Source organism: Bacillus sp. JK62, from assembly GCF_053663455.1.
This window is the reverse complement of record NZ_JBSJQA010000001.1, coordinates 512,160-527,836: the sequence shown is the minus strand read 5'-3', so window position 1 is coordinate 527,836 and position 15,677 is coordinate 512,160. Positions and strand designations below refer to the sequence as shown.

At 46.8% G+C, this 15,677-nt stretch carries 15 protein-coding genes; 9 read left to right on the top strand and 6 right to left on the bottom strand.

Annotation, left to right across the window (positions count from 1 at the left end):
• Position 1 precedes the first annotated feature (1 nt).
• On the bottom strand, positions 2–1,378 hold the full coding sequence (locus tag ACWJJ4_RS02640; protein ID WP_025853557.1) for a sugar porter family MFS transporter: 1,377 nt from the start codon (positions 1,376–1,378) through the stop codon (positions 2–4).
• 304 nt (positions 1,379–1,682) lie between these two features.
• Here ACWJJ4_RS02640 and ACWJJ4_RS02635 point away from each other — a divergent pair, with 304 nt between their 5' ends.
• The 3 genes from ACWJJ4_RS02635 (at position 1,683) to ACWJJ4_RS02625 (ending at position 4,510) form a co-directional block, all read left to right on the top strand.
• Positions 1,683–2,669, top strand: coding sequence for an LCP family protein (locus ACWJJ4_RS02635; RefSeq protein WP_003151348.1), 987 nt, complete (start codon positions 1,683–1,685; stop codon positions 2,667–2,669).
• A 154-nt stretch (positions 2,670–2,823) separates the two neighbouring features.
• Complete coding sequence (locus tag ACWJJ4_RS02630; RefSeq protein WP_146275660.1) at positions 2,824–3,681, top strand: Cof-type HAD-IIB family hydrolase; 858 nt, start codon at positions 2,824–2,826, stop codon at positions 3,679–3,681.
• A 106-nt stretch (positions 3,682–3,787) separates the two neighbouring features.
• On the top strand, positions 3,788–4,510 hold the full coding sequence (locus ACWJJ4_RS02625) for a sunset domain-containing protein (RefSeq protein ID WP_070082477.1): 723 nt from the start codon (positions 3,788–3,790) through the stop codon (positions 4,508–4,510).
• A 38-nt stretch (positions 4,511–4,548) separates the two neighbouring features.
• Here ACWJJ4_RS02625 and ACWJJ4_RS02620 read toward each other — a convergent pair whose 3' ends face one another.
• The 5 genes from ACWJJ4_RS02620 to pgsB form a co-directional block, all read right to left on the bottom strand.
• Positions 4,549–5,784, bottom strand: a complete 1,236-nt coding sequence (locus ACWJJ4_RS02620) for a C40 family peptidase (RefSeq protein ID WP_454021401.1) — start codon at positions 5,782–5,784, stop codon at positions 4,549–4,551.
• A 149-nt stretch (positions 5,785–5,933) separates the two neighbouring features.
• The gene (locus ACWJJ4_RS02615) at positions 5,934–6,095 is read right to left on the bottom strand and encodes a hypothetical protein (RefSeq protein ID WP_003151344.1); all 162 of its coding nucleotides are present in this window, start codon (positions 6,093–6,095) and stop codon (positions 5,934–5,936) included.
• A gap of 7 nt (positions 6,096–6,102) precedes the next feature.
• A complete protein-coding gene (locus tag ACWJJ4_RS02610) occupies positions 6,103–7,251 on the bottom strand; it encodes a CapA family protein (protein ID WP_017418784.1) in 1,149 nt (382 codons plus the stop codon).
• An 18-nt stretch (positions 7,252–7,269) separates the two neighbouring features.
• Positions 7,270–7,719, bottom strand: a complete 450-nt coding sequence (gene pgsC, locus ACWJJ4_RS02605; RefSeq protein WP_003151340.1) for a poly-gamma-glutamate biosynthesis protein PgsC — start codon at positions 7,717–7,719, stop codon at positions 7,270–7,272.
• A gap of 14 nt (positions 7,720–7,733) precedes the next feature.
• Complete coding sequence (gene pgsB / locus ACWJJ4_RS02600) at positions 7,734–8,915, bottom strand: poly-gamma-glutamate synthase PgsB (RefSeq protein WP_003151337.1); 1,182 nt, start codon at positions 8,913–8,915, stop codon at positions 7,734–7,736.
• Between the two features lie 730 nt (positions 8,916–9,645).
• Between pgsB and ACWJJ4_RS02595 the strand changes: the two genes are divergently transcribed.
• The 6 genes from ACWJJ4_RS02595 to rbsD all read left to right on the top strand — a co-directional run bounded on the left by ACWJJ4_RS02595 (position 9,646) and on the right by rbsD (position 15,668).
• Positions 9,646–11,115 carry a spore germination protein gene (locus ACWJJ4_RS02595; RefSeq protein WP_172615027.1) on the top strand — a complete coding sequence of 490 codons (1,470 nt, stop codon included), beginning with the start codon at positions 9,646–9,648 and terminating at the stop codon, positions 11,113–11,115.
• Entirely contained in the window at positions 11,105–12,196 is a 1,092-nt protein-coding gene (locus ACWJJ4_RS02590; protein ID WP_071392385.1) for a GerAB/ArcD/ProY family transporter, read from the top strand. The genes ACWJJ4_RS02595 and ACWJJ4_RS02590 overlap by 11 nt, the downstream gene beginning before the upstream one ends.
• On the top strand, positions 12,186–13,319 hold the full coding sequence (locus ACWJJ4_RS02585) for a Ger(x)C family spore germination protein (protein WP_077722949.1): 1,134 nt from the start codon (positions 12,186–12,188) through the stop codon (positions 13,317–13,319). Before ACWJJ4_RS02590 ends, ACWJJ4_RS02585 begins: the two co-directional genes overlap by 11 nt.
• 93 nt (positions 13,320–13,412) lie before the next feature.
• Positions 13,413–14,402 carry a LacI family DNA-binding transcriptional regulator gene (locus ACWJJ4_RS02580; RefSeq protein WP_003151331.1) on the top strand — a complete coding sequence of 330 codons (990 nt, stop codon included), beginning with the start codon at positions 13,413–13,415 and terminating at the stop codon, positions 14,400–14,402.
• Positions 14,395–15,276, top strand: coding sequence for a ribokinase (gene rbsK, locus ACWJJ4_RS02575; protein ID WP_003151330.1), 882 nt, complete (start codon positions 14,395–14,397; stop codon positions 15,274–15,276). The genes ACWJJ4_RS02580 and rbsK overlap by 8 nt, the downstream gene beginning before the upstream one ends.
• Positions 15,273–15,668, top strand: coding sequence for a D-ribose pyranase (rbsD, locus tag ACWJJ4_RS02570; RefSeq protein ID WP_454021400.1), 396 nt, complete (start codon positions 15,273–15,275; stop codon positions 15,666–15,668). The genes rbsK and rbsD overlap by 4 nt, the downstream gene beginning before the upstream one ends.
• The last annotated feature ends 9 nt before the right edge of the window (positions 15,669–15,677 follow it).

Sequence of the window (15,677 nt, the reverse complement as noted above, 5' to 3'; positions counted from 1 at the left end):
ATTACGGATGAACTGTCCGCCGATTTGATTCTGATCCCGAGCCTCCGTTACGGCTTTTCAGATCCTGCTCAATTTCTTCAAGGCTTTTCCCCTTCGTCTCGGTCACTTTAAACCGGACGAACAGGAATGCCAGTATCCCGATCGCGGCATAAATGAGAAATAAATAGCTGATGCCGACTGCTTCCATTAACATCGGATAGGTTAATGAGACAATCAATGTTCCGGCATGCAGCATCAAAGTGGAGACACCCGTCCCGATCCCCCGGACATGCAGCGGGAATAATTCAGGAAGCATGACCCACACGGCAGGCCCCCAGCTGACCGCAAACACAATGATAAACAGGCCTAAACAAATCACCGTTGTCCATGATGCGGCTGCTGAATGTTCAAAGAAAAGATTGACCGCAGCCAATACGAGCAGACTGATGACCATGCCCGCATTTCCGGCCAGCAGCAGCGGCTTCCGGCCGATCTTATCAATGACTTTAATAGCCGCAAGCGTCATGATGACATTGACGGCGCCGATTCCGACCGTTCCCAATATAGACGCGGAATTGCCGAACCCGACACTGGTAAATGTTTTCGGTGCGTAATAAATAATTGTATTTGTCCCGATGAATTGCTGCAAAAAGGCAAGTCCGAGGCCGGCAATCAGCGCGGGTCTCACCCACGGCTCAAACAATTCTTTCAAGCCGCCTTCGTTTTCCTTTTCCGCTTCTTTCATCTGATCAATCTCATCATCAATATTCTTCGTTCCCCGCAATGATGAAAGGATTTCTCTTGCTTTCTCTTCTTTGCCGATCGTAAACAGCCAGCGCGGGCTTTCCGGCATAAATAAGATTCCGATCAGCAGAATGACTGACGGCACAACCGCAAGTCCAAGCATCCAGCGCCAAGCGCCTGCATCGGCAAATATATAGTTCACGATATAAGAAACGAGGATTCCGACCGTAATCATCAGCTGATTCAGCGAAGAAAGCGCCCCCCGTTTATGCTTCGGAGCCAGCTCCGATAAATAGAGCGGGACGATCGTTGTAGATGTTCCGACAGCCAGTCCGAGAATAATCCGGAAAAGAACCATCACCCCTGTATTCGGGGCAAAAGCGACTCCTAAACCGCCTATACAAAACAGCAGCGCCGCTCCCATGATGGCCTTCCGCCTGCCGAACCGGTCGGTCAGTTTGCCGGCGAATCCCGATCCGAGAATCGCCCCCGCCAATAACGAACTGACGACGAGGCCTTCTGTAAAGGCGTTCAGTCCCAGTTCTTTTTTCATAAACAAAATAGCTCCGGAAATGACTCCGGTATCATATCCGTATAACGCGCCGCCGAGTGCGCCGAAAAAATAGAGCCATTTATTCGAGTGTATGCTTTTCATGTTATATAGACTCCCTTCATCCAACGCTGTATCCGCGCGGAATTGTTCTACTGCTTCTTTTGCCTGTTTCCGATCGTTTCAAACCTTCCGCACCGTTAATATCCATTATTTTACTGATTATTTTTTACAAAGCGCCGAAACATTTCCCGCTTCCTGCCGTCCAATATAATGTGAACCTGATGCAAAAATAACAGTAGATGTTGTCGAAATAGAGAGAAAGATTTAGAATTTTCTCATTTGCAGAGTTGCTCCAAGTCAACAATTATGGTACGCTTCACAAAGAATAGAAACGAGAGGTAATGATATGGAAGAACGATCTCAACGCAGAAAAAAGAAAAGACGCCTCAGAAAATGGGTGAAATTTGTACTGGTATTCGCCGCTTTCTTATTGGTGATCGCCGGTTCCGTCGGCACCTACGCATTTGTGAAATTGAATAATGCGACCAAAGAAGCGCACGTCAGCCTTGACCGCGGCGACCAGTCCGTAAAACGGATCAAAGAATTTGACCCGAAGAAGGATTCTTTCACCGTATTGCTTTTAGGAATAGACGCCCGTGACAATAAGGGCGAATCAGTAGATGACGCAAGAAGTGACGCCAACGTGCTCGTCACCTTCAACCGGAAAAAGAAAACAGCGACGATGCTCAGCATTCCGCGGGATTCCTATGTCAACATCCCGGGACACGGCTATGACAAATTCGCGCACGCACATGCTTACGGCGGTTATAATTTAACTTATAAAACAGTAGAAAACATGTTTGATATTCCGGTAGATTATGTGGTTGAGAGCAACTTCGACGCGTTCCGCGATGTCGTCAATGAGTTGAACGGCGTTACGGTAAATGTGAAAAGCCAGAAAATTGCCGATCGTATTAAAGTCGATACAAAAGGAAAAGTCGTGCTGAAGCCGGGCGTCCAGACGCTTGACGGTGAGCAGGCACTGGCTTATGTAAGAACACGCAAAGCGGACACCGATCTGATGCGCGGACAAAGACAGATGGAAGTGCTGAGCGCCATTATTAAAAAATCTAAATCGTTAAGCTCGATCCCATCGTATGACGATATCGTCGACAGCTTAGGGAAAAACTTGAAAATGAACTTATCTCTTAATGACGCCATCGGTCTGTTCCCGTTTATCACATCGCTGAAATCGGTGAATTCTTTGCAGCTGACAGGTTCAGACAGCTACATTTACACTCCTCAGTACGGCAAAAATATTTATTACTTCAAGCTGAATGAGGAAAACCTTCAAGAAGTAAAAACGAAATTAAAAAATGATTTAGACGCGTAAGATGTCACGGCGGGATTAGCAAATCCCGCCGTTTTTCTGTTGAAAAAAAGGACATGAAGGTATAGCCTTTTAACTGACGGCTTTCTGCTGATTTCGCACAAAGCTGAACATACTACATGAAGCAGCTTTATTTTTAAGGAGGGCATCCATACATATGAAATTGATAGCCATTGACTTAGACGGCACATTACTGAATTCGGACAGTGTGATTTCTCCGGAAAACAGAGCGGCTTTACAAAGAGCGGATGAAGCGGGCATTCTCGTGGCCATCTGCACGGGCAGAGCCACGTTTGATGTAAAAGCGCTCTTAAAGGATTTGGATATTCCGATCATTGCGGCAAACGGCGGGACAGTCCATGACAAAGGATACCGCCTCGTCAGCCGGCTCTTAATGGATCAGCAGGCCGGGAAGGATATCGCCGCTTATTTAACGGACAAAGACATTTACTTTGAGGTCTATACAGATGATCATCTGCTGTCCCCGTTTGACGGCGAGTCCAAACTGCAGGCAGAACTGGACATTCTGAAAAGCGCCAATCCCAAGGAAGATATTCAGACATTATGGGAGGGCGCAAAGACGCAGTTCAAACAATTCGGCATTAAACCCGTACAGGATATACAGGCGATTTTTAACGGAGACGAACATGTTTACAAGCTTCTTTGTTTCTCTTTTGATATGGAAAAATTGAGAAACGCCAAAGAAGAAATTACACATCATCCGAAATTATCCCAGACATCTTCCGGAAAACACATTATCGAAATCCTCCCTGCCGGTTCCGGAAAGGGACGTGCTCTGACGGAGCTTGCCTCACTGTACGGAATTGAAAAACAGGATATTTACGCCATCGGCGACAGCCCGAATGATTTCTCCATGTTTGAAGCGGCGGGAAACCGCATCGCCATGGGCAATGCGATTGATGAACTGAAAGAAAAAAGCACGTATATTACAAAAAGCAACGATGAAAACGGCGTCGCATATTTCATCAACCGGCTTCTCGACAACGGGCAATAAAAGGTAAAAGCCAGGTCTTTCACGGCCTGGCTTTTTCATGTTTTCTAAAAAAGAAATTTCCAAAATTGAAAATAAATTGTAAGATAAAGAAAAAAGGAGTTTCATGATGTCGAATGCAATCGCTATTATAGGATTTTTAGCTTTTCTCTGCGCAGTCGGATACGGAATGTTTCATCTCATATGCAAAGCGGCAAAAAAAGAAAAACATTTTTCAAAAAAGCTGTTTTGGCCTCTTCTCATCGGCGGATTTATCCTGCTTCTGACCGGTGCATCCCTCGCAGAGCCGGACGCCTCGGCCGTGAAGGCAGAGGAGAAATACAGCACCCTTGATACCGCTTATCAAAAATTGACGAAGGAACACCAGGCGCTTGAGAAAAAATATGAAAGCATCAGTGCCGCGGCCGAAAAGGAGAAATCCGAAGCTGAAGCTGGCAACGAAGAAAAACTCAGCAAACTCAGCCAAGAGATAAGCGAGCTGAAAAAAACAAACAAATCACTCAAACAAGACAATGAGAAATTAAAAAATTCACAAAAGAAGCTCGAAAAGACCGCTGAAACGCTTCAGTCAGAAAATAAAACTTTAAAGCGGCAGAAAGCAAAAACAAAATCCGAAAACGCGGAAACGGCGCAAAACAACGCCCCTTCCTCCGGAGGACATGCCGAAACGAAAGCAGCCGGCACCTCACAGGGATGCGACATTAAAGGCAGCCGGAACGGCATTTATCACACGCCGGGAAGTACATACTACAACCGGACGACAGATCCCGCAGAAATGTTCTGTTCTGTAGAAGAAGCGGAAGCGGCCGGATACAGAGCGCCGAAACGATAAAAGAAAAAGACGTCAGAGACACTCTCTGACGTCTTTTTTTACGGAAGCCGGATGCCGCCCGCATATTTGTCCTTCCAATAAGCGCTTGTGTTCATATTTGTTATGGTAACGCCTGCGGACACGGTGACATGAATCACTTGTCCGTTCCCGATATAAATGGCCGGATTCAGGCTTTCCGCTTTAAAGAAGACCAGATCGCCGGGCTTCAGATCTTGTTTATCGACCGGAACGCCCGCCTGCATCTGCTTGTCGGCATAACGCGGCAGGCTGATTCCTTTCGCTTTTTGATAGATGTATTGAACAAATCCCGCCGTATCAAAGCCGGTTTCCGGTGAAGCGCCGCCTTTCAGATAAGAAATTCCGATATGATCGGCCGCTGTGGACACAACGGGATTGTCTTTAGAAATGGCTAAATTGCTGAATCGGCGCACTCCTGTGAAATGTTTTTTCCAATAATCTTCCGCCAAGTAAGAAATGGTGACTTTTTCGGAGCGGCTTGCTTGGATGAACCTTCCCTCTCCCGCATAAATGCCCGCATGGGAAATTCCTTTTTTATACGTGTCGCTGAAATAAATCACGTCCCCGGGCTTTATGTCGCTCAGTTTGATTTTCTCACCGACCAGCCACTGCTGTTCCGCAGATCTCGGCAGGTAAATGTGAAGCTTGTTTTCAAAAACATATTGGACCAGCCCCGAACAGTCGAATCCCGCCTCGGGCGTGCTTCCGCCGAATACATACGGAATGTCGAGGTAACGGGCTGCCTCCTGAACGATCGGATCATCAGCCAGTTCCGGATCTTTTGTCATCCGCTTTGCGCCAAGATATAAATTCATCCAATAACTGCTTTTTTGAAAGCGTGTGACGGTTACGCCTTCTGACGGAGAACTGTGTATCATCTCTCCGTTTCCGATATACAGACCGTCATGGGCAGGCGTATTTTGTGTTGAATCCGACTTTTTGAAAAACACAAGATCTCCCGGTAAAAGGTCATTTTCTTTGACGGCGGCTCCGACTTTCCATTGATCACTGACCGTTCTCGGCAGATGGATGTTCTGCCTGCTGAAAAGATAATGCATCAATCCGGACGGATCAAAACCGTCCTCAGGCTCTTCGCCTCCGTAAACATATTTATTTCCGACAAGTTTTTGCGCGTCTGAAACGATCAGGACAGAAACTTGAGAATCCGCTTCGGCAATTTCCGTTCTCGTTACTGCAGGTGCCACAAGACAAATCATAAGGCCGGCAAGGATGTACTTCCTCCAGCTTGTGAGCATGTTTTCTATTCACTCTCCTCATTTTTAGTAGTTTTTACATCGGTAACTTTTAACAAATGTTTAGGAGAGCACAAAAAAAAGAATGCCCGATATGGGCATTCTTTACTGGATTCGGAACAAACAATATGCCGGCAAGCGGAATCATGAGCTTATTTTGCGCCCGCTGTGTCCTCTTGCTGAATTTTTTGCATTTCCGTGTCAATTTTTTGTTTTTCCTGATCTGTGAGCTGATCATTGTATTTAAACGCAGACATAAACATAAATACCATAATGATCGCGGCAAACGGCCATCCCGCTTTAATGATTTTCATTTGTTTTTCACTCCGCTTTCTTTTTTAAGATATCGCTGTGATCCACATCAAACGTTAATTTTCCATCCTTGACGCTCCACTTGAAATTCGATTCTTTCGTCAGTTCACGTACGATCGTTTTATGATTGATGCTGCCTTTTTTAACCGGTGCAGGCGTTGCTTCATGAATGTTCATCGGCGTGACTTCAAAGCGTCCCGTGCCGTTTTTCTGCAGATGATATTGAACAAGCGCCGTGTCTCTCGTTCTTGTCCACCCTTGGTCAAATACGAAGTTGCCCAGGCTGTAGAAAATAACGGTGCCGTGGTACATTTCGATCGGTTCCAGCACGTGCGGATGGTGTCCGACGATAATATCCGCTCCGGCATCTGACATTGCTCTTGCCAATTGGCGCTGTCTGTCATTCGGATCATTATCGTATTCCTGTCCCCAGTGTGTTTGAACAATGACAAGATCGGCTTTCTTTTTGGCTTTAGAAATCATCGGAATAAACAGCTCTGGATCGGCCGGAAGCACACCCGGCGCATTTCGTTTAGCTGCAAAACCTTTTCCGGAAACATCAGTGAAACCCAGTGTTGCGATTTTGATTCCGTTTACATCTTGATAAGAAATGTTCTGCTCGGCTTCCTTCAGCGTGAGGCCCGCTCCGACAAGTTCAAGATTTTGCTTTGAAAACTCTTCAACCGTATCCCGCATTCCTTGAGGGCCGTAATCCATCGCATGGTTGTTGGCTGCCGTGAGAACGGTGAAATTCATGTCCTTCAATACTTTTACGGCATCTTTGTTTGACTGAAGGTGGATATTTTTTTCTGCTTCTTTGTAGTTCTTTTTATATGTAACCGGGTTTTCAAAGTTCCCCGACACATAGTCGGATGCTTCGAAGAATGGCTTTGCGTAACGGAAGACACTCTCCGTGCCTTTATGCTTTGTCACTTTCTCGACATTCCGGCCCATCATAATATCTCCGACGAATGAAGCTGATACAAGGTCATCGGCATTTCTTTTCACACTCGGCGTTTCCGCCTTCCCTGTCAGGATGCAGACGAACATCAGGCAAAAGACGATCGGCAGCGCGATAAAAACGTGAAGATTGGTCTTCTTTTTCTGCTGTTTGGTCAGCTTCAGCAGTTTTTCTTGAAAGCTTAATTGTTTTTTCATCGTTTGACACACCTTACATTAGATTAAGTAGTAAGCAAACATAATGGCAAAAGTTGCGCCGCTTAAGAACAGCGTGCTGGCGAATGTAATCGTTAATCCCTGTTTCTGAATGGTATTGGCGATCAGACCCGGTACGATGATACCGATTCCGCGGAATTCTGATATCTCAAACGGTACGATCGGGTAAAGAAAATCAAGGGCGATTTTTAAGCAGATTCCCGTTATCAGCATAGCTGCGAATTTTCTGCGTCCGTACAAAATCATAAATCTGGATAAACCGTATTTGACGATCACGTATGTAAGAAGACTCACTAACAATACGAGTAAAATAAAGACCGGCTGGTTAAAAACGAGCCCTAAATAACCCGGCACGACTAAACCGGCAGGTACGATACCTGTTTTTTCCGCGAAAATTAAACTGATTAACACGCCTAAAATAAGTGAAATGTATAAATCTGATCCGAACATTTATCCTTTTCCTCCTAGCTAACGAGCTGTTTCACCTTATACTCTTGGATTTTTTCAATTAATGGTTCCGCTGAACCGTGGATATTGCCGACGCCATATATGACACGGTTTTGCATTCTTGTTTTCAGCACGTCCATGATTTCGTCTGTTGATTTATATTCCAGATCGTGCAGTGTATCGGCAGGAATCTTGCCTTCTTCATAAGCTCTGACGATCGGTTCTGTCGTTTCGCCGATGAGTATGAGTTCCTTCGTTTTAATGTACGGAAGCACGTCGTTTGCGAACTGAATCGTTCTGTCCACACGGTCGGCGCGGCAGTTCATGATGACGATCGGTTCATCTGTCGGGTAGCCGATTTCCTTTACACGTTTCCATATATTCAAAGTAGAAGATGCATCATTTGCGGCAAAGCCGTTTACGAAATGACCGGGCTCCTTCGTGCTGAGCAGCGGCAGGATTCTCATGGCGCCAGGATCAGGCGGCGCGTTCAGCATTCCTTTAAACGCCGTTTCTTCATCTATCCCAAGAGCCTGGGCAACGCCGAGCGCCAGGGAAGCGTTATCAGGAAAGACCATATATTCAAATTTTCGAAGGTATTCATCTGTAATTTTAGAGTTATCCGCAATAATGACTTCGGTATTCCGCTCTGCGGCTTTTTCTTTAAAGAAGTCTGTGTATTCACTGTCTGTAATGACAAGGTGACCGTTATACGGTATCGTCGCGGTAAAAGCTTCAGCTATTTCATCAAGCGTCGGCCCCATGACATCCATATGGTCTTCAAGCACATTCACGATGACGCCGATGTTGGCTTGAAGGAGTTCTTCCTGAAAGATAATCTGATAATCCGGGTTTACCGCCATACATTCACTGACAATGGCATTGGCGCCCCGTTCTACGGTTTCCTTCATTACTTCTTTTTGCTCGCCGATATTCGGGCCCTGCGGTTTCCGTTTGATCGGTTTCTCCTCAGGTGTATCCCAATAGATCATCCTTGCATCTGTTCCCGTCGTTTTTCCGACTGTTTTGTAGCCCGCCTCCATCAGTATTCCGGTCGTCAGCCTCGTTACGGTTGACTTTCCGCGGATACCATTAATATTGACGCGTACTGGCAGAGCATCGATATTCTTCTGATGCCGCCTTTTTTCAATGATTCCGATGATTAGTACGGCAGCACAGGCTATAATGAGTAACCACATTGATTTTTGACATCTCCTTCTGTATTGATAAATTCATTCATCAGTATATAGCTTCACTATGAATTCTCAATCGGCATTATGTAACATAATCTTCCCGCTTTCACTGAGCCAAACTTCTCTATTAGTGACGCTATTCTTCCTATGATCGAATTGCTTTTTTTGGGAATAGGCAGGACTTAAACCTTACTTCAATTTTTCAAAAGAAAAATGTATGCGTTTACATTCCCACGCAGAAATTCATTTGGACCAATGGGACTATACGCGTTCCGGAAGAAAAAGATGTAATGATAATCCATCTTTTACAGCCTGTTATATCAGCGTTTTCCGCACTGCGCATACGTTTCGGGACTCTATGTCCGCTGTGTGCAGACTGCCTGTTTTGTTAAGGATAAGGTCTTAAAGTCATTCATTTTTCCCCCGTATCCTGCTTTCAGTCCCATTCCAAAATAACTAGCGGAATGACTGGTACGTGACAGAAAAAGACGGGTCCGGAGTGTTTACAAGAAATACACATTTTATATGCGGAAAGCCTATCTCCTTTCAAAGCATTTACAGGACATTTATCACTCTTTTGAAATAATTTTAATAAATCTTTATATTCGTTCAAGAAATATTCATCCATAATTGTGAAGTTCTTGGTAAAACATCGAGAAACTCCTCTATTTTATAAAATGCATAAAAAAGGAATACCCGCTGAAAACTACAGATAACCGGGAAAGGAGGCGGTCTGATGTCTGCGGATAAACAAAACAAACGGATTCCCGGCGATTTTGAATCGGCTGTACGGAAAATGCAGGAGCTGATGTGTGTTTGCGGCGATTTTAAAATACGAAGGATCAAACTGCAGGACCGTCATACCGCTTTCTTTTATATTGAACAAATGATAGAAGAACAGAAGCTGAATGAGTTTCTGTTAAGCGACACCCTGCAGAACGGTCCGCTTGAGGAAACGATGAATGCCGTCAGCAGTGCGGAAACGGATGAAACCAGAAAACTCATTGACGGGATTTTGGCAGGCCAGGTTGTTTTTCTCAGCGATGCGTCAAGGAAAGCGAAGCTGTTTTCCGTCGGGCAGAATCCGCTGCGTTCCATTATGGAACCCGAATCTGAAAGTATCGTCCGCGGCGCCCATGACGGGTTTGTGGAAAGTTTGGAAACGAACATTCATCAGCTGCGGTTTCACATACAGGACCGCCATCTCTCCGTTCATTATATGGATATCGGGGAAAGAGCCAAATCAAAGGTTGCGGTTATCTTTGTTGAGAATATCGCCAATCCGGAGATTGTGGAGGAAGTGAAGCGGCGCCTGTCATACCTGCGTATAGACAGCGTGCTTGCGCCCGGGATTATCGAGGAATCAATAGAAGATAATTCGTTTTCCATTTTTCCGCAGATCGTTCATACGGAACGGCCGGATAAAGCAAAAGCATGCGTGATGGAAGGCTGTGTGCTGATCATGATGGATGGGAGCCCGTCGGCCTTGATTGCCCCGATCACGTTCTTTTCTTTTTTTCAATCGCCGGATGACTACAGCACGAGGTGGATTTCCGCCAGTTTTTTGAGAGTGCTGAGATTTTCCGCCTTTATGATCGCGATTACGCTGCCCGCTTTTTATATCGCGCTGATTGCGTTTCATTTTGAAGTCATTCCCAACGATCTGATTATCACTATGAAAAATTCGATAGTTGATATTCCCTTCCCTCCGCTGATAGAAGCCATGATTATGGAGATTACCATTGAACTGATCCGCGAAGCCGGTATCAGGTTGCCGAAACCGATCAGTCAGACGATCGGCATTGTCGGCGGTCTCGTGATCGGTGACGCGGTCGTTCAGGCGGGACTCATTTCTAATATGATGATTATCGTCGTAGCCGTTACGGCTGTTTCTTCTTTTGTGCTTCCTTCATATGAAATGAGCACGTCCATTCGAACGCTCAGATTTCCGCTTATGTTTCTGGCATCCTCGTTCGGTTTTATCGGCATCGGACTCGGCTTCGGACTTATTCTGATGAACCTGTGCAAGCTTGAATCCCTCGGCGTTCCGTATTTATCATCTCTGACGCCGTTTCATTTCAGTGACTTGAAGGATGCATTTATCCGGCTGCCGGCTTGGTTTATTAAAAGAAGGCCTTTTTATTTGAGACCGCAAGACTCAAAGCAGATGAAACATGTTCGGGGGTGGAGAAAAGATGAAGCCTAAAAAAATAAGCCGGCTTCAAGGCGTGTTTTTCATTAATCAGACGCAGATCAGCATCGGCATTTTGGCGCTGCCCCATTTACTGATGATGAAATCGGGAAGCAGCGGGTGGATTTCCATTCTGCTTACCGGATTGCTCGTCCAGCTTACATTCAGCCTGTATATGATATTATTCCACCGGTTTCCGAAGCTGAACCTGTACGAAATGCTGGAAGAGGTGTTCGGAACACTTGCCGGCAAAGGGGTGCAGGTGCTGTATATTTTATATTTCGCGTTCCTCTGCACGCTCATTCTTTCTGTATTTACACGGATATTGGATATCTGGGTGCTCCCTCAGACTCCGAATTGGGTGATCAGCTTAATGCTGATCCTCGGTTCTGTCTATATCGCCCAAGCTCCGCTGAATGCGATCGCGAGGTTCAGCTTTATTTTAACGCCGTTTTTGCTGCTGATCTCTCTGCCGCTTTTATACACGCTGGGAAAAGCCGATATCACATACATTATGCCGATTTTTCACGGAACCGCAAAAGACATGCTGACCGGGGTGCAGCAAACACTTGTCAGCATTACCGGCTTTCAGGCGGCGCTTGTGATCGGGCCCCTAATCAACTGCACCGTCAGCCAGCGCTACAAAATACTGACGATTTCAAACGGCTTGATTATCCTTTATTACCTGTATATCACTCTTACTTGCTTTGTCACCATCAGCCCCGAAGAAATAAAAATGATCCCGGAGCCTGTGCTGTACCTGTTAAAAACCGTTTCATTCAGAATTATCGAACGGACGGATCTGCTCTTTTTGACGTTTTGGTTCGTGACCGTCTTTTCAACGCTGGCCAACGTGTTTTACTTGGCAAGCACCGGCATCGCCAAGCTGTTCAATCAAAAAGATCACAGCCGGTTTGTTTATCCGCCGGCCCTGCTCGTCTTCCTTCTGTCTATTTGGGCCACAAGCACAGATAAAACGATACAGCAGCTGGATCAGTTTTTCCGCATTTCCGATATTGTGTTTGTGTATTTGTTTCCGTTGTTTATGGTATTGATTGTCCTTGTACGCAAAAAGGGTGTCCGCCATGCGCATTAAAAAAGCGGTTCTTATCAGTCTCATGTGCGCAAGCCTGACACTTGCCGGCTGCTGGGATCAAAATTTGCTGAAAGATATTTCTCTCGTGCTGACCGCAAGCCTTGATGTTGATCAGGACGGTAAAAATAAAATCGCCATCACCTATCGGAAGGTTCAGTCCTCCCAGGCGGAACAGGAAACGGGCGGCTCATTCATTACGACGGTGCTCAGCGCTTCCGGGCACACCATCCGTGAAGCGCGGTTTCAATTGGATAAGCTTGTCGACCAGCGCATTGACACGTCCAAGCAAAGAGTCTTATTAATCGGTGAGAAAATGGCGGAAAAACCGCTTTTTCCTTATCTCGATGTCTTTTACAGAGATCCGAAAAGTCCGCTTCTCGCTCATCCGGCGGTTGTAAAAGACGGCGAGGCGATTGAAGTGCTGAAGCTGATCGTCCGGCAGAAATTGATCGTCAGCAAGTATTTAACGAATTTATTAACAAGCGCTAATGCGGAATCAAATATCAGCATGGAAAATTTGCAATCCATCCGTTCAAGCATGCTGACGGCTGATAAGGATTTCGCCCTTCCTTATTTATCGATTAACGGACAGACGATAAAGGTAGAGGGTTCTGCCCTGTTCAGCGGCCAGCGGAAAGTGACTGAGGTGCTCGGTCAGGATTCGACCCTCCTGACCCTTTTAAGCGGGCAATTTAATAAATCGGCTAATATTAATCTGAAGCTGTGGGACAAATACAAAATGGATATTGAAAATCATCTTTCTCTCGGCATCACGGATGCCACGCGAAAGATTGTATTTATAGATACAGATCCGCAGCATATAAAAGTGAAAATCCGTTTAAAGCTGAACGCACGCGTCTTGGAATATCCGAAGGACAAGCTGAATTCTTATACGGCAATCAACCAAATGAACAAACAAGCATCAGCAAATTTGAACAGCCAGGCCAGATCGGTGATCAGCCATATTCAGGAGCACAACTCGGATATCCTCGGCATCGGCCGGAAATATCAAACCCATTATTATGAGCGGGGCAAGCGGCTCAATTGGCGTGAGGTCTATCCTTCCATCGAAATCGTCCCTGATATCAAAGTGAATATCTCGCAAATCGGCATCGTGAACTAAAAGAGACCCCGGTCTCTTTTTTTGTTGCCAACCGAAATGATTCGTGTTACTCTTTTTGTGTAAACGGTTACATAAATGAAGGAGGAGTGTTTGTTGGCAACGATTAAAGATGTCGCAGGCGCTGCCGGCGTCTCTGTTGCCACGGTCTCGCGTGTCCTCAATGACAACGGCTACGTGCATGAAGATACACGAACGAAGGTCATGCTTGCCATGGAGAAGCTGAATTATTATCCGAATGAAGTTGCCCGCTCTCTTTATAAAAGAGAATCCAGACTGGTCGGGCTTTTGCTTCCGGATATTACGAACCCCTTTTTCCCGCAGCTTGCCCGCGGCGCTGAAGACGAGCTGCAGCGGGAAGGATACCGGCTGATCATCGGCAACAGCGATGAAGAATTGGAAAAAGAACTCGACTACCTGCAAACATTTAAACAAAATCAAGTTGCCGGTATTTTGGCGGCCACCCATTACCCCGACCTTCCCGAATACAGCGGCAGCCTTTACCCGGTCGTATTTCTGGACCGGACAAAAGAAGGCGCCCCATCCGTATTCAGTGACGGGCGGGCAGGCGGAAAACGGGCGGCTGAGGAAATGCTTCGCGGCAAAAGCACAAGCATCACGCTTGTCAAAGGCCCAGGCCACCTTCCGACCGCTCAGGAACGTTTTAACGGCGCACTTGATGTGCTGCAAAAAGCGGGCGCGCAGTTCAATGTCATCTCCGCCGCTTCATTTTCCATCAAGGATGCCGCCGTTTTAGCAGAAGAATTGTTTGCAGCATACCCGGAAACCGACGGAGTCATTGCCAGCAACGATATTGCGGCGGCTGCCGTCCTCCATGAGGCGCTGCGGCTCGGCAAAAAAGTTCCGGAGGAGATTCAGATCATCGGATACGACGATATTCCGCAGAGCAGGCTTTTGTTTCCGCCGCTTTCAACCATCCGCCAGCCTGCATATGAGATGGGAAAACAAGCGGCAAACCTGCTGTTGCAATTGATAAAGAAAGAGCCGCCGAAAGAGACGGCCATTCAAATGCCCGTGACTTATATAAGAAGACAAACGACGAGAAAGGATGATCACCATGAGTGAAATTTGTGTTATCGGAAGCTGTTCTATGGATCTGGTCGTCACATCCGAACGGCGTCCGAAAGCCGGGGAAACCGTACTGGGCACAGACTTTCAAACCGTGCCCGGGGGAAAAGGCGCAAACCAGGCCGTAGCCGCTTCCCGCCTTGGCGCGAACGTATATATGGTAGGAAAAGCTGGCAGTGACAGCTACGGAAAAGCGATTATTGAAAACCTGAAGGCAAACGGCGTCAATACGGACTATATGGAAACGGTTACACACAAAAAAAGCGGAACGGCTCATATTGTGCTCGCAGAAGGAGACAACAGCATCGTCGTCGTAAAAGGCGCAAACGATGACATCTCACCCAATTATGCCAAAAGTGCGCTAGAAAAACTTCCCAGCATTGATATCGTGCTGATCCAGCAGGAGATTCCTGAAGAAACCGTTGAAGAAGTGTGCAGCTACTGCCGCGCGCAGCAAATTCCGGTTATCCTGAATCCCGCGCCGGCCCGGCCGCTGAAACAATCGACGATTGAGAATGCCGCATATCTTACGCCGAACGAACATGAAGCATCCATTTTATTTCCTGACCGGACGAAAGAAGAAGCGCTCGCCGGCTATCCCGGCAAACTGTTCATTACCGAAGGAAAACAAGGGGTACGCTACTCAGACGGCACCGCGGAACGGCTTGTTCCCGGCTTCCCTGCAGAAGCGGTCGACACGACGGGAGCCGGCGATACCTTTAATGCGGCACTTGCCGTCGCACTCGCGGAAGGACGGGACATCGAGCAAGCGCTCCTGTTTGCCAACCGCGCCGCCTCCCTGTCCGTGCAGCACTTCGGCGCCCAAGGCGGGATGCCGGCCAGAAAAGAAGTTGAGGAGCTGCTGTCATGAAAAAACACGGAATGTTAAACAGCCACATTGCCAAAGTATTAGCCGATCTCGGGCATACAGACCTCATCGCGATCGCCGATGCGGGTCTCCCCGTCCCTGACGGCGTCCCTAAAATTGATTTGTCTTTAACGGCGGGCGTTCCCGCCTTTCGGGATGTGACCAGCCTGGTAGCCGGGGAGATGGCAGTCGAAAAGGTGATGGCCGCTTCCGAGATCAAAGACGAAAATCCTGAGAATGCAAGTTTCATAGAAAGCCATTTCTCAGCGCAGACGATCGAGTACATGCCCCACACGGAATTCAAACGGCTCACACAGAAAGCAAAAGCCGTCATCCGAACGGGTGAAATGACACCATACGCCAACTGCATCCTGCAGGCGGGTGTGATTTTCTAGAAAGAAGGG